The organism is Sutcliffiella halmapala, assembly GCF_050107295.1.
Taxonomy (GTDB): domain Bacteria; phylum Bacillota; class Bacilli; order Bacillales; family Bacillaceae_I; genus Sutcliffiella_A; species Sutcliffiella_A halmapala_A.
On the sequence record NZ_JBNIKR010000015.1, the window covers coordinates 16,743 to 30,011 of the forward strand.

The 13,269-nt window shown below is 40.8% G+C and carries 17 protein-coding genes; 12 read left to right on the top strand and 5 right to left on the bottom strand.

All coding sequences use genetic code 11. The features are described from left to right. Positions 1-20: 20 nt before the first annotated feature. Positions 21-959, top strand: a complete 939-nt coding sequence (locus tag ACQCT5_RS20020; RefSeq protein ID WP_499644534.1) for a hypothetical protein — start codon at positions 21-23, stop codon at positions 957-959. Positions 960-1,012: 53 nt separating this feature from the next. Here ACQCT5_RS20020 and hpt read toward each other — a convergent pair whose 3' ends face one another. Then, positions 1,013-1,540, bottom strand: a complete 528-nt coding sequence (gene hpt, locus ACQCT5_RS20025) for a hypoxanthine phosphoribosyltransferase (protein WP_499644536.1) — start codon at positions 1,538-1,540, stop codon at positions 1,013-1,015. Positions 1,541-1,709: 169 nt separating this feature from the next. Next, positions 1,710-1,928, bottom strand: a complete 219-nt coding sequence (locus tag ACQCT5_RS20030) for a hypothetical protein (protein ID WP_499644537.1) — start codon at positions 1,926-1,928, stop codon at positions 1,710-1,712. Positions 1,929-2,150: 222 nt separating this feature from the next. Between ACQCT5_RS20030 and ACQCT5_RS20035 the strand changes: the two genes are divergently transcribed. The 11 genes from ACQCT5_RS20035 (at position 2,151) to ACQCT5_RS20085 (ending at position 10,537) form a co-directional block, all read left to right on the top strand. Beyond that, entirely contained in the window at positions 2,151-2,585 is a 435-nt protein-coding gene (locus ACQCT5_RS20035; RefSeq protein ID WP_499644540.1) for an SRPBCC family protein, read from the top strand. A gap of 148 nt (positions 2,586-2,733) precedes the next feature. Then, positions 2,734-3,480 (top strand): class I SAM-dependent methyltransferase, encoded by a 747-nt coding sequence (locus ACQCT5_RS20040; protein WP_499644542.1) that lies wholly within the window; start codon positions 2,734-2,736, stop codon positions 3,478-3,480. 3 nt (positions 3,481-3,483) lie between these two features. Then, positions 3,484-4,077 carry a DJ-1/PfpI family protein gene (locus ACQCT5_RS20045; protein WP_499644544.1) on the top strand — a complete coding sequence of 198 codons (594 nt, stop codon included), beginning with the start codon at positions 3,484-3,486 and terminating at the stop codon, positions 4,075-4,077. Positions 4,078-4,096: 19 nt separating this feature from the next. Beyond that, positions 4,097-5,080, top strand: coding sequence for a phosphotransferase (locus ACQCT5_RS20050; RefSeq protein ID WP_499644546.1), 984 nt, complete (start codon positions 4,097-4,099; stop codon positions 5,078-5,080). 11 nt (positions 5,081-5,091) lie between these two features. Further along, positions 5,092-5,454, top strand: a complete 363-nt coding sequence (locus tag ACQCT5_RS20055; RefSeq protein WP_499644548.1) for a VOC family protein — start codon at positions 5,092-5,094, stop codon at positions 5,452-5,454. A 39-nt stretch (positions 5,455-5,493) separates the two neighbouring features. Beyond that, positions 5,494-6,009 carry a redoxin domain-containing protein gene (locus tag ACQCT5_RS20060; protein WP_499644550.1) on the top strand — a complete coding sequence of 172 codons (516 nt, stop codon included), beginning with the start codon at positions 5,494-5,496 and terminating at the stop codon, positions 6,007-6,009. 230 nt (positions 6,010-6,239) lie between these two features. Continuing rightward, positions 6,240-6,755: a DinB family protein gene (locus tag ACQCT5_RS20065; RefSeq protein ID WP_499644552.1), complete on the top strand. Its 516-nt coding sequence runs from the start codon at positions 6,240-6,242 to the stop codon at positions 6,753-6,755. Positions 6,756-6,816: 61 nt separating this feature from the next. Continuing rightward, positions 6,817-7,947 carry a DNA polymerase III subunit beta gene (gene dnaN / locus ACQCT5_RS20070; protein ID WP_499644554.1) on the top strand — a complete coding sequence of 377 codons (1,131 nt, stop codon included), beginning with the start codon at positions 6,817-6,819 and terminating at the stop codon, positions 7,945-7,947. A 40-nt stretch (positions 7,948-7,987) separates the two neighbouring features. Beyond that, positions 7,988-8,395 carry a DUF4181 domain-containing protein gene (locus ACQCT5_RS20075; protein WP_499644556.1) on the top strand — a complete coding sequence of 136 codons (408 nt, stop codon included), beginning with the start codon at positions 7,988-7,990 and terminating at the stop codon, positions 8,393-8,395. A 29-nt stretch (positions 8,396-8,424) separates the two neighbouring features. Next, the gene (locus ACQCT5_RS20080; protein WP_499644558.1) at positions 8,425-8,916 is read left to right on the top strand and encodes a GyrI-like domain-containing protein; all 492 of its coding nucleotides are present in this window, start codon (positions 8,425-8,427) and stop codon (positions 8,914-8,916) included. Between the two features lie 91 nt (positions 8,917-9,007). Beyond that, the gene (locus ACQCT5_RS20085; protein WP_499644560.1) at positions 9,008-10,537 is read left to right on the top strand and encodes a glycosyl hydrolase family 18 protein; all 1,530 of its coding nucleotides are present in this window, start codon (positions 9,008-9,010) and stop codon (positions 10,535-10,537) included. 60 nt (positions 10,538-10,597) lie between these two features. Here ACQCT5_RS20085 and ACQCT5_RS20090 read toward each other — a convergent pair whose 3' ends face one another. From ACQCT5_RS20090 to ACQCT5_RS20100, 3 genes are read right to left on the bottom strand one after another with little or no spacing between them, the layout of a single operon-like run. Beyond that, positions 10,598-11,032, bottom strand: a complete 435-nt coding sequence (locus ACQCT5_RS20090; protein ID WP_499644562.1) for a DUF6526 family protein — start codon at positions 11,030-11,032, stop codon at positions 10,598-10,600. Positions 11,033-11,059: 27 nt separating this feature from the next. Continuing rightward, on the bottom strand, positions 11,060-12,160 hold the full coding sequence (locus ACQCT5_RS20095; protein ID WP_499644564.1) for an ABC transporter permease: 1,101 nt from the start codon (positions 12,158-12,160) through the stop codon (positions 11,060-11,062). Beyond that, positions 12,157-13,086, bottom strand: a complete 930-nt coding sequence (locus ACQCT5_RS20100; RefSeq protein ID WP_499644566.1) for an ABC transporter ATP-binding protein — start codon at positions 13,084-13,086, stop codon at positions 12,157-12,159. Before ACQCT5_RS20100 ends, ACQCT5_RS20095 begins: the two co-directional genes overlap by 4 nt. Positions 13,087-13,269 lie beyond the last annotated feature (183 nt).

A 13,269-nucleotide genomic window follows, 5' to 3' on the forward strand; every position in this document is an offset into this window, starting at 1 on the left:
AAAAATAGGGGGAATTGTATATGCTAAAAGACATAAACGAAGGTCTGATTTTACTGAAAGCCGAGATAAGGAAAAAAGAGAAGTGGGACAATCAGCTTAAACACTATAGGATGGAGCTTGCTGATCTAGAGGAAACTGTGCTGAATTTAGAAAACACATTGGAATTGGAGCAGAAGGATGTAGAGCGTCTGGAAGGGTTCAGCGTGACGAAGTTCTTCCTGACATTGCGGGGCACAGCGGACAAAAGGTTGGAGGAAGAGAAGAAAGAAGTGGCAGCGGTTCAGCTTAGGCTCGAAGAAGCGCTGCTTGCCAAAAAGGAAGTAATGGATCTCATCAACGACCTTGTAGATAAACTGAATCATGCTGGTAATGTGGAAAAGGATTATGAAGAGCTTTTTGCAACAAAGGAGCAATATTTGAAAGAGAGCAATTCCCGAACTTCCACATTTCTTTATGAATCGTATGAAAAAGAAGCCGATGTTAAAGCACTGCAAAAAGAACTGAACGAGGCGATCCATGCCGGTAATCAAGTCAATGATGCATTAAAACGTGCTATTGACTCACTGGAAAAGGCAAAAGGCTGGGGAACTGTTGATATGATTGGGGGAGGACTTCTTACAACCGCGCTAAAGCATGGCCATATGGATGATTCGAGCGGGCACGTCCATGAGGCGCAATACTTGATGAGGAAGTTTCAGAAGGAACTCCTGGACTTGAATCAGACTGCGACCATGGAACTGGAGGTATCAGGATTGCTGAAATTCTCCGATTATTTCTTTGATGGAATCATCATGGACATGCTTGTGCAGGACAAAATCACCATATCATTGGAAAATACCAGAAGACAGCAGACTGATATCGGTCGCATCCTTTCCGATTTACGAGTACATGTCGGTCAGAAAAATAGGGAATTGGATCGTGTATTATCCGAAAGAAAAGAATTTGTAGAGAGTATGTAAAATAATTCTGCTTTTGATTTCAAAAGAATAGCATAAGGCAGACAATGTCAGCCTTAAGCTTCCTTTACAGTCGCTATGTATGGCAGGTTTCGATACTTTTCCGCATAGTCGATGCCGTACCCGACTATGAATGTATCAGGAATGACAAATCCTACATAATCGGCTATTAGATCTACCTTTCGACGCTCAGGCTTGTCCAGCAAAGTACAAATCTTCATAGACTTCGGTTTGTGCAGCTGGAAGTGCTCTTTTAAAAAGCTTAGCGTCAAGCCGGAATCGATGATGTCCTCGACAAGGACGACATGTTTGCCAGTTATATTAACATCAATGTCCTTTAAAAGTCGTACTTTTCCTGTAGTTTCCGTTTGGTTTCCATAGCTTGATGCAGCCACAAAATCAACGGTAACAGTTCCTTGGAGCTCGCGAATCAGGTCTGCTGCAAATACATAAGCACCTTTCAACACAATGATGAGCACAAAGGGTTCATCCTGGAAATCCTGCTGCATCTGCGCCCCAATCTGTTTCACTTTTTGCTTCAATTGATCTTCCGTTATTAAAATGCTATCTATTTCATAAGTCATGCTATCACCATCCTGATATGTATTGTATCCCATCATTATTAAAACATTAATAATGCTACAATGCATACATTCTTCGGAAAATAGGAAATATGGCGCGAATAAATGAAAATAAAAAACGCATCTGTTTATGAATTCATACAGATGCGTTCTTTGTATAGAAGAAAGGAGTCTATCTTTTCTTCTTTTTTGAATTGTCAACGACAAGTTGTTTCTTGTTCACTTTTTCCAATATGACATGAACGTGGACATTTTTTTCATCCACATGGGTCACATTGGACACTTTCGCTTTTCGCCCTTTAATGACTAAATCGTCGCCTATCGATGGAACATTTTTTCGCAATTGATTTAACAGTTGATTTCTTTCTTCGTAAAAAGATACAACGAACATTTGCTTCTCCCCTATTTCCTATGGTTTCTGATGGTCCAAAAGCGGAACCTTTCTATAATCTATGATTCTCTTGTGAGGGATAGACCTTATGATAAGTCGGAAAAATGTGACGGCAATCATCGAACTAAGCAGGAATAAATAACAACTGTGGCCAATTGGAATAGAGGTAGGAGATTAATAAACTGATTCCAGTATTTTAAAATGGAAAGGGAGAAATTTATTATGAAAAACGTTACAAAAATGAAGATATTTAGACCTGTTAATGTAGTATTTGAAGCCTTCGTTGACCCTTCAAAGATTGGAAACTACTGGTTTTCTTCAAGTTCTGAAAGATGGGAACAAGGTAAAACTGTCACATTAAGATATGAGGAATACGATGCACAAGGTGATATTAATATAATTGAAATCAAGGATAACAAGAAAATTGTTTTTCGGTGGGGGTCAAATGAGGAAGAACATCTTGTTACGATTTCGCTTCATGCATTGGATAATGCAACCATTGTGGAAGTTGTCGAGGAAGGATTTAATGACAATGACGACAATCTGATAAGGAACATAGTTGATAACAAAGAAGGATGGGTTTATATGCTAACCTGTTTAAAAGGTTATCTGGAATCTGGGAATAATACGTTGAGAGCAGCTTTAGTTAAGGGTTGAAGAGAATTCATCTTATTTTTAATAGTGCATTATAAGATATCAGAGTAATTTTGCTCTGATATTTTTTTGAGAAAAATACAAATTTTTGCAGGGAATCCATCACAAATAGAGAATATATGTTCTTATAAAGGTATTGGAAGTTCGGCGAATGGATACAGATATGATTGCGATAAATAAAAGAAGCTGGGAGGAGGTAGCGGAAAACTTCTATGGAAGGAATCCCCTCCCGGAGTATGGTCCGTTGGCGCCTTTGGAAGATGAATTGAATCTATTCGGCGAAGTTGCAGGTTTGAATGTATTGGACATCGGCTGTGGCAGCGGGCATTCGCTAAAATATATGGGCGAACGAAAGGCAAAGGAGCTATGGGGATTGGACTTATCCACGAATCAGATTGATGCGGCGAGAAAGCTTTTGTACGACAGTCACTCAAAAGTAAAGCTCTTTGAATCCTCGATGGAAGAGAACCCAGGATTACGTGAAGGGTATTTTGATATCGTGTATTCCATTTTTGCGATCGGTTGGACAACGGATTTAGCCAAAACGGTGGAAAATGTGTACCGTTACCTAAAATCAGGCGGTAGTTTCATTTTCAGCTGGGAACATCCACTATATAGCAGAGTCAGATTGAAAGAAAGAGCATTGATCATGGACCAGTCCTACCATGAAGAGGGCTCCTACGATCATGAGGCATGGAAAATCCCTGCCATGATGCAGCAGGTCAAAGTAAGTGCATATATTAATACGTTAATTGATCAAGGTTTCCATATCGAACGAATTGTAGAGGATGTCCGACTGACGGAAAAGGATAGGGAGAGGCATTCTAACCGTTGGTATTCCTATGAGAAGGCTACTATGGTTCCTACTACTTTAATCATTAAATGCAGGAAACCCTAGAACATGGAAAATACAATGAGAAAAAAGGCACTCTTATTTATTTTTGATGGATTTTGTGAATTTGAAATTGCGCCTGCGATTTCGATGCTAAGGAATTCGCATGAGTTATACACCTTTTCCGTTAAAAAAAATCCATGCAGATCTGAAGCAGGATTGATGACGATGCCAGATATGTCTCTTGATGAAGTGGACCCTATGGAGTTTGACCTGTTGATTATACCTGGCGGGGATCTTAGGCCTATTGCGGATGCTGATGCACTATTTGAACTGGTGGGGAAGTTTGGTGCATTCAATAAAGTAACTGCAGCCATCTGCAGTGGAGTATTCGTGTTGGCGAAGGCTGGCCTGCTGAAAATCAATCCGTATACTGTAACGCTTGCCAAAGAACAAAGAATCTTTCTTGACTGTTTTGAAGAGGAGCTTTTTTCCTATCAATCAGTAGTTTCGGCTGGGAAAGTTTTGACGGCCCAAGGTCATGCCTTTGTGGAGTTCGGAATTGCACTAAATAAGCTCGTAACAGAAGTTTCTACTGAAAAAGAAGATTTTTATAGAGGTAGAGGAAATGCTTTTATGGAACAGGATCAAAGAGATTATTAGATTATAGGCGGTTTTCAAAATGATAAATGTTCAAGAAGAGATTCTGGAAGATATAATCGAAACCTGTCAACGGGTTTACGGAGTGGAAGTGATGGAAGCAGCTCCAATCTATCGCGGCTGGCTCAATCTGAAGTGGCGGATTAAGACAAATAAAGGGGTTTTATTAATCAAACAATTTAACAAGGAAAGATTTCGAAAGTATAGCGAAAAGGAGCTGCATTTCGCATATACCCAACAGGAAAAACTCTACCGCCATGATATCCCGTGCCCGAAGCTATTCCCGATTGATGACCAATATATGCTGCAAACTGGTAACGGGGAACGGTTTATGGCCATGGAGTTCTGTAAGGGAAGCATTTTGCAACCTGGTACTGCCACCGAATTACAGATGTACCACCTCGGAAAAGCTACTGGAAGGATGCATCGTGTATTAAATGATGGGAGCATTCCTAAGAAGAAGGTACCAGAGTTCATCGCTCCAGTTGTAGAAGACAGAATAAATTATTGGCATTCGGTTAATAATCATGCGCAATGCAAAGGAAAACAATCCATTATTCCTATTATTAAAAGACAAATAGAGCTTACGAAATCAATTGATCTGGAAGACTTCACTTTGCATGATACAGGATGGGCACATAGAGACCTTTTCATGGATAATATTCTGTTCCATGAAAATGAGGTATCGGCCATTCTGGACTTCGACCGACTAAAATACGACTATCCACAGCTTGATGTTGCTAGAGCAGTTATATCCGGTTGTTTGAGTAATAATAGTTTGAAGGTATCAAGCGCAACTGTATTTATGAAGGGATACAAAGAGGAGCGGGAAGTTGGTAATGGATATCTAAAAAAAGCCCTTTCCTTACTATGGTATATGGAAAGCACCTGGTGGATCGAAGCGGATATGGATGACTTCAAAGGCCCGCCTGTTCGATTTGCTGAGGAGATGGTGTGGTTGGGTGATAACTTACTAGAATTAGAGAATTTGTTAAAAAACTTGTAGGAGGAATGATTATGCTGAACAAAGTTTGTGTGATAACGATAAAAGTAGAGAATATGCAGGACGCCGTTAGATTTTATACAGAAGTGTTGGACTTTAAGGTTTCCAAACAATATGGAGAAAATATTGTCAGTCTGGTACATGAAAGTGTCCCGATTGTCCTTGAAAAAGCGGACTCTATTAGAAAAGAAGCACATTCATCGGTGCTTCTTGGCATTCTATCACATGATATCGAGAAGGATTTTGCCAGTTTAAAAGAAAAAGGAGCTGTCATCCTGTTTGATGAACCACAGCCGTGTCCACCTGGACGTTTCTTTGTCCTGGAAGATCCATTTGGAAATCAGATTGAGGTTGTGGAATTTTCCAATATGGACTGATGATGATGTATTAAAAAAGGCTTATAAGAAGGTGAATAAATGAGAAAATCAATCGCATTTATCATACTGACACTATTAATTGGAACTGCCGTCTACCAGCAGTTTTTCAAAGAGGAGGAATTAAAACCAGCTAGTGCAAATGGAGAAAAAGCTGTTGATTTTAAGGTGGAGTCTATGGGAGGAAACAAAGTCCGTTTATCAGACTCCCTAGGAAAACCAGTAATCATAAACTTCTGGACTACATGGTGTCCTCCATGCAAAAAGGAAATGCCGGAGATCCAAAGATTTTATGAGGATTATAAAGATGAGGTAGATGTTTTAGCCGTGAACATCACAAGCAATGAAGTAAATCAAAGTGTAGTGGAAAAATATGTGGCTACTGGAGGTTTTACTTTTCCCATCCTCTTCGATAAGGAAGGATTATTTCGTTATTACGAAGTATTGGACATGCCTGCAACTTTTTTCATTGATGAAGATGGTGTGATAGTTGGCAGGCATACAGGTGAACTGGACTATGAAAAACTGGTGAAGGCAAAGGATAAATTATTTGATTGAAGGTGGCCCATGGGCATATTTTTTGAAGATGCAAGTAAGCAATTAAACATTCAAAAGGTGTTAATGAACATCATTTTTGTATTAGTTAGCTTGAAACTAATTAACCGCTTTTTCTTTGACATCATCTGGGTAGATTCAAGCCTTTTTATAGCTTTAACTGTTGTAGGAATCATATTTGTTGTGGCGATGATAATAGAGTCAAAAATGAATAAGAGAATGGAGTAAAGAGCATGCTGAAGCGTCCTGAAGAAAATGAATATCCTTCATATTACAACAACTATATAAAGTTAGTACCCGCAGGAAATCTGTTGGAGATACTTGAAGATCAATTAAAAGAAGCGGTTACCCTTTTTTCTGGTCTATCGGAAGAACAGGGCAACATTGCATATGCAAGCGGAAAGTGGACGGTAAAAGAGGTCGTTGGCCATATGATGGATACGGAACGGATAATGAGTTATAGACTGCTTCGGATTGCCAGGGGAGATCAGACGCCTCTTGCAGGTTTCAGCGAAGTGGATTATGCATTGGAGGGTGATTTTACTGAAAGACCGCTTTCTGAATTAGTGGAAGAGTTTCAAGCAGTCAGAAAGTCAACCTTAAGTTTATTACATGGAATGCCGGAACATGCATGGCTTAGAAGTGGTACAGCAAATGAACTTCCTCTTACAGCCCAGGCAATTGCATATATTATCGCTGGTCACGGGATTCACCATGTGAATATCATAAAGGATAAATACATTCAATAATCTATCGGAACACATAAATATCCATTAACTTGACGAATACATTAGATGGCGAGGTTATAAAGTGGAGTTTTTTATTGAACGGGAATTATTCCTTCAAGCAATTCAAGATGTCAGTAAAGCTGTATCATCAAGGACGATGAATCCCATTCTTTCAGGTATTAAGATAACAGCAGAGAGCGAGAATATTACGTTACTAGCAACTAACTCGGACCTTACCATTCAAAAGGTGATTCCAATCTGCAACGAACAAAGTCATCGGCTTTATATTCTCTGTTCAGGGAGTATTGTTGTATCTGCTAAATATTTGGTGCAAATCGTAAAAAGGCTGCCAGGAGACATACATATTAAAGTAGACCATTTAAACAAGATCAAGATATTATCCAATGGAATAGATGCCAACCTGAATGGGTTTGATTTTAATGATTTTCCAATCCCTCCGAAATTAGATGATTCCCAGGAAATAAGGATACCCAACACCGTTTTTCAAAGAATGGTGAAACAGACCCTATTTGCTGTGTCCAAAAGTGATACAAGACCAGTCCTAACAGGTGTTCATCTTGCATTGGAAAATGGACGATTCTCTTGTACGGCAACCAATTCCCATAGATTGGCTTTCAGCAGAGGGACTGTGGATACTAAAGAATCAGTTTCCTGTGTTGTACCCTTTTCAGCACTCAACGAATTAAGTAGGCTGACTGGGGTAGATAATGAGATATTAAAGCTATACATATCCAAGCATCACATTATCTTTCAGTTCATTTCTATTACTCTTTTTTCCCGCCTGATTGAAGGGAACTATCCAAATGTAGAGAGTTTGATACCGACAGAGACAAGAACCATCCTCACATTGAACAAAAAAATGCTTCAGAAAGGTATTGACCGTGCTTCTTTATTTGGCAGTGTTATTGAATATAACAAAGTTATATTGGAAGTCACCAGAGATTTGAAACTTAGAATTTGTTCCTCTTCCACTGAGTTTGGGGGAATTCAAGAGGTCCAAGGCATTATCAATTTGCAAGGGGAGAGCGAGCTATCCGTTGCCATTGATGGGAATTTTTTGATGGATGCCCTGAAAGCGATAGAGGAGGAAGAGGTACAGCTAAGTTATAGTGGCTCGATGAACCCGTTACTGCTACAATCGGTGGGTTCAGACTTAAACTTTCATCTTATCTCACCTGTAAGAACGGCATAGTTAAGGAGCGCATCAAATAGAAGGCAGGAGGAGAAATCAGATGTTTTTATTCAAGCTACTCATGTTATTCCTTGTGATATTTCTTCTAGTAATTTCTGTGCAAATTGCCGTCAGGAAGATCTTCAAAATCGAAAAGAAAAAGAGTGTTTTTTCCTATAACTTTGTCAATGAAACACATAAAAAAGTCGACCTGTCTCTCAGATTTGCTGGATTAATTTTCATCATTGCTTTCAACATGTATTCATTTGAACATGGATACACTTTTACCAATTATATGTTGGGATTGCTCATATTTCTTATCACTCTCGATCTGGGAAATGCCTATTTTCATTGGAAGTATTCCTCTGAGCCTAAACAATCCATTCTCATACTGAGTGGAACTGTAGTGGTCATTATTTTATACATACTTCTGCTCCCATTTGGTTTGATGGAGCGATTCTTTTTGTGAGAACTTTTTTAGAGAAAGGAAGATTCAATATGGAAAAACTTCAATACGAATTAATAACACTCCCTGCCTATAAGGCAATCGGGTTAAAGTGGGATGGCCCGTACACCGAGGTAAGTAACTTAAAAGAAGTTATTGTTCAGATGAGTAACCGGGTTGGTGAATTGGCCTATGCAGTGGAGCCGGAAGTTCAGTATGGACTATCCTACCATCTACGTCCAGATGGATTTGTACACTATTCCGTCTTTCGCGTGCAGGAGCAACAGGAAGTACCTGATGGAATGGTCGCCATTCGTGTGCCAGAAATGACCTATCTGAAGGTGTCTCATGAGAAAGGTCAGGATATAGGCCATACCTACACCAAGATCTATCAGTGGTTTAAGCAGCAAAATGATTATATCCCTTTCAAGGAATCTGATGTAGATTATTATGACGACCTGCCAATTAAGCATGAATGGTATCCGGTGAATCGTGACCTGAATGATCCCCATTTTGAGATATTGATCCCTGTTCATAAACCATAAAATAACTGTGCTAATATTTACCGCTACTTCCCGATGTATCTCCATATTACAATGATAGATAAGTATGGGAACAGGAGGATATAGAATCGTAATGCAGCGTAGAAGGAAAAAACATAACAGCATGAAATGGATCGGTATTTTACTGGTTACTATATTAATAGTCAGTGTCGTTATCGTATTAACGACTGATAATCCGGAGATTGACTCCCCGAATACAAGCAGCGTAACTGCCATAGAAAAAAAGATAGTAGATGAGCCGCCGCAAGTAAGTGAGATTACAACTGAGTCCGATTCAACAGAAGAGAATTCCGTTAGTGGAGATGTCAAACTTTCCGTGAATGCAACGGATGATCAAGACATCAGCAAGGTGGAATTTTACAGCAACAACGGCGAATACCTGATTGGCACTGTGACTTCAGAGCCTTACACGATAAACTGGGCTACCAAAAGTTGGGTGCCTGATGGGGAACAAATCCTGAAGGTTATTGCCTATGATAATTCGAATCAGAAGACGGAAGTGATCAAAAAAGTGATGGTCAAGAATCCGGAACCGGTATCTGCCAAACTCGTAGGCTATTACGCGGGATGGGCTGCCTATTCCGGATACGAGGTGGCGGATATCGATGCGAGCAAGCTAACGCATATCAACTATGCTTTTGCTAACATTACAAGGGACGGCAAGATTGCGGTAGGGGATTCCGCGACTGATAAAACAAACTTCCTACAACTGAACAAACTGAAGGAAAAGCACCCTCACCTCAAAACGCTGATTTCTGTCGGAGGCTGGACATGGTCGGAGAATTTCTCGGATGCGGCACTTACAGAGGAGTCGCGAGCCAGATTTGCAGAGAGTGTACGCCAATTCCTATTGGACTACGGATTTGATGGCGTAGACCTTGATTGGGAGTACCCTGTTGGCGGTGGGGAAGCGGATAACACAAACCGCCCCGAAGATAAAAGGAACTATACTCTATTGCTAAAAAAGATCCGTGAAACGTTGGACGAGCAGTCTGAGAAGGATGGCAAGGAATACCTGTTAACCATTGCGGCAGGAGCTAGTAAAGCTCATGCTGCCAACCTTGAGCTCACGGAAATTCATCCTTATCTCGACTATATCCAGCTGATGACCTATGATATCCATGGAGAATGGGATCCTTTATCAGGATTGAATGCACCGCTACACCCTGATCCAGCGAGTGGGTTTCATGGCGAATGGAGTGTCGGGGACGGGGTGCAAACCTATATTAATGGTGGTGTTCCGCCTGAAAAGCTTGTCATGGGTCTTCCTTTTTACGGAAGAGTTTTCAAGCAGGTAGATGATACAGGCAATAGCGGCTTATACAAGTCATTTAGCGGTGGGGGAACGTCCCTCAGTTACGCTAAGATTGCTTCTGATTACGTGAATCAGAATGGTTTCTCACGTGTATGGATAGAAGATTCCAAAGTACCATTGCTTTTTGATGGAACAACCGTAGTCAGCTATGATGATGAGGAATCCATCGGTCATAAAACGGCCTTCATCAAAGAAATGGGTCTTGGTGGTGCCATGATGTGGGAGCTCAGTCAGGATCCAGATGAGGTTCTATTGAAGAAAATATATGATGATATGAAAAATGAATAGGACAGTAAATAGGCTCATCCCGGTCCAATGGGATGAGCCTTGTTCTTTCAACTGGTTCACTTAGATTCTATTATGATCTGCCCGCCAGTTCACGATCCTTTTTTTGATTTCCTTTGATGACAAATCTTCATCCGCAGCTGCCATGCAAAGCTCTGGGAATTCTGCATCCGATGCAAAGCGGAGTGCCACAATTTGACCCATGCCCAAGCGGGAATCGAATGGTTTACCGGTTAAGATAAAATGACGTAAATTTTCTTCTGCTCTAATAGCTCTGTCCTGGGCACGTAAAGGGTAGATGCGCAACAGGATAAATGTCAGGATTAAAGCTGCAGCCATCAGTAAAATTGCAAGGGCTGACCATATATTTTCACCTGATTGGAGGGAAAGCACCACATTCACGATGGCTGTAATAAGCGAAGCAATGACCAGTAATGATAGCACATAATGATAAAGCGGATGCATTCTTACGTGATTATCGTAGTTTTGTGTTTTCATATATTTCTCCTCTTTATTCTCTATTTTTTATTCCCATTTAAAAGAATAGCTTGCTACGATGAAAGCTCCAACCAGCCAACAACCAAGAATGAGCGCTTCGGTACCCAATGACAGAAATGATGCCCCGACATTCATGGTTTCTCTCAATGCATGGCTAAGATGGGAGATCGGTATAACGTTCACTATCGGTTGCAGGAACTCAGGCATATCACTAATCGGGAAGAAAACCCCTCCCAAAAATAGCAACGGAAAAGACAGGAAACCTGCAATAGGTGCTGCACTTTCCGGAGTCTTTGCAATACCTGCGATGATAAAGCCTATGGCCATAAATGCTAGAGTTCCAAGAATGACAAAGCTTATTAAGGTAAACCAGGATCCTCTTACTTCTACATCAAAGACGAGCTGGGCTACCAAAAGGACGATCATTGCCTGGAAACCGTTCAATAAAAGGCGCGCGGTAATTTGCGCTGCGATAAAAGTGGACGCCTTCAATGTGGTTCCTTGCATTCTTCGTAGAATACCCCGTTCTCTCCAGGATGCGATTTGACCTGCAACCCCGTTCATATTGTTGCTCATAATCATCATGGCGACAATCCCAGGAACCAGAAAGTCAATGTATTGTAGATTTAATGCTTCAATACCTTCCGCCTTCGTTTCGAGAAGCGGCGAATATTGCACCATCTCCTTGCTGATCGAATCGACTGTACTGTTTACAAGCTGGATACCGATCTGTGATACGGCCATATTTGTTTCATCGTAAAATAATGGCAATGAAAATGGCTGAGTATCCAAAGGTGCTTCCGCCAGGAATTTCCCATATCCATCCGGAATAACAACCACCAGATTCAATTCTCCCTCTTTTAACACGTCAAATGCTTCATCGCGGCCGCTTATCATTGTCATATTAAGTGCCTTGTAATCCTTGAAAATATCAATAAGCTCCTTGGACTCATTTGATTGGTCTTCATCAACCACAGCAAGTGATACACTTATCTCTCTCCCATTACCCAGGAACGAGCCAAGCATCACCATTAGGAAAATAGGAAAAGCAAGTGTCCAAAACAGAACTTGGCGATTGCGAAGGAAAATCCGTAATTGCCCGAGTGTTAATTGCCAGTATGCTCTCATCCTTCTCGCAATCTCCTTCCTGTCATGTGAATAAAGACATCCTCCAGGGTTGCAGTCCTGGTTTGAAGGTCCATTAATTCAAGCTCTTTCTCAGCAGCAAATTGTATTAAGGCTGTTAAGGTTTTTTGAATGTCATCCGTATAAAGTACATATGTATCATTTTGTTTTCCAACTTGTTTTACTCCATTCAACTGTTCGAAAGAGACTTGTTCCGCAAGGTCTGGGAAGCGAAATTCAACAGCACTGTCGGACTGCAGCCGTTTGACCAGCAGGGAAGGAGTATCCAAAGCGATGAGCCGTCCCTGGTCCATGATGGCAATGCGGTCACAAAGAACATGCGCTTCATCCATATAGTGTGTGGTAAGTACAACTGTTTTTCCACGTTCCTTTAAACGGAGCACAATATCCCAGAGGGTTCTTCTTGCTTGAGGATCCAGGCCGGTTGTCGGTTCATCCAGAAACAGGATCCACGGATCGTGTACAAGTGCGAGAGCAATGGCCAAACGCTGTTTCTGCCCGCCTGATAAGCCCTTGATCCGGCTCTTCGCTTTGTCCGTTAACTGCATATCCTCGATAAGCTCAGGAATATCCACATTTTTGGGATAAAAGCTGGCATACATCTTTAATATCTCTGTTACGGTCAGTAACTCGAATAAAGTGGTCGACTGCAGCTGTACTCCAATAACTTCTTTTACTTTCTTCAACTCTGACTTAATATTGAACCCGCCGACAATGGCGGTTCCCACATCCGGCTTACGAAGTCCGACGAGCATTTCCAAGGTCGTAGATTTGCCTGCACCGTTAGGACCTAATAGGCCAAAAACTTCCCCTTTTCGAACAGAAAACTCAATGCCGTTTACTGCGGTAAAATCACCGTATTTTTTCACTAGATTCTGCACTTGAATGATTTCTTGGGGTGTATCCATTTTTCACACTCCACACTGAAATATTATTTGAAGAAGCAGGCAGTGTTTAGGCCTAAAGTAAACGTATAGGAGAATGAAAAAGTTGTCAATTTTCTTAAGGAGAACTTCGTCATTATATAAAAAGTAGCCTGTCGGATATTGCCTGTTTCAGAAAATTTACAAAAATAGGCTAAAATTAGTTGT

Excerpts from the sequence above, each read along its gene's own strand:
- ACQCT5_RS20020 (WP_499644534.1), top strand. The coding sequence starts at position 21 with ATGCTAAAAGACATAAACGAAGGTCTGATTTTACTGAAAGCCGAGATA.
- hpt (WP_499644536.1), bottom strand. The coding sequence starts at position 1,540 with ATGACTTATGAAATAGATAGCATTTTAATAACGGAAGATCAATTGAAG.
- ACQCT5_RS20030 (WP_499644537.1), bottom strand. The coding sequence starts at position 1,928 with ATGTTCGTTGTATCTTTTTACGAAGAAAGAAATCAACTGTTAAATCAA.
- ACQCT5_RS20035 (WP_499644540.1), top strand. The coding sequence starts at position 2,151 with ATGAAAAACGTTACAAAAATGAAGATATTTAGACCTGTTAATGTAGTA.
- ACQCT5_RS20040 (WP_499644542.1), top strand. The coding sequence starts at position 2,734 with ATGGATACAGATATGATTGCGATAAATAAAAGAAGCTGGGAGGAGGTA.
- ACQCT5_RS20045 (WP_499644544.1), top strand. The coding sequence starts at position 3,484 with ATGGAAAATACAATGAGAAAAAAGGCACTCTTATTTATTTTTGATGGA.
- ACQCT5_RS20050 (WP_499644546.1), top strand. The coding sequence starts at position 4,097 with ATGATAAATGTTCAAGAAGAGATTCTGGAAGATATAATCGAAACCTGT.
- ACQCT5_RS20055 (WP_499644548.1), top strand. The coding sequence starts at position 5,092 with ATGCTGAACAAAGTTTGTGTGATAACGATAAAAGTAGAGAATATGCAG.
- ACQCT5_RS20060 (WP_499644550.1), top strand. The coding sequence starts at position 5,494 with ATGAGAAAATCAATCGCATTTATCATACTGACACTATTAATTGGAACT.
- ACQCT5_RS20065 (WP_499644552.1), top strand. The coding sequence starts at position 6,240 with ATGCTGAAGCGTCCTGAAGAAAATGAATATCCTTCATATTACAACAAC.
- ACQCT5_RS20075 (WP_499644556.1), top strand. The coding sequence starts at position 7,988 with ATGTTTTTATTCAAGCTACTCATGTTATTCCTTGTGATATTTCTTCTA.
- ACQCT5_RS20080 (WP_499644558.1), top strand. The coding sequence starts at position 8,425 with ATGGAAAAACTTCAATACGAATTAATAACACTCCCTGCCTATAAGGCA.
- ACQCT5_RS20085 (WP_499644560.1), top strand. The coding sequence starts at position 9,008 with ATGCAGCGTAGAAGGAAAAAACATAACAGCATGAAATGGATCGGTATT.
- ACQCT5_RS20090 (WP_499644562.1), bottom strand. The coding sequence starts at position 11,032 with ATGAAAACACAAAACTACGATAATCACGTAAGAATGCATCCGCTTTAT.
- ACQCT5_RS20095 (WP_499644564.1), bottom strand. The coding sequence starts at position 12,160 with ATGAGAGCATACTGGCAATTAACACTCGGGCAATTACGGATTTTCCTT.
- ACQCT5_RS20100 (WP_499644566.1), bottom strand. The coding sequence starts at position 13,086 with ATGGATACACCCCAAGAAATCATTCAAGTGCAGAATCTAGTGAAAAAA.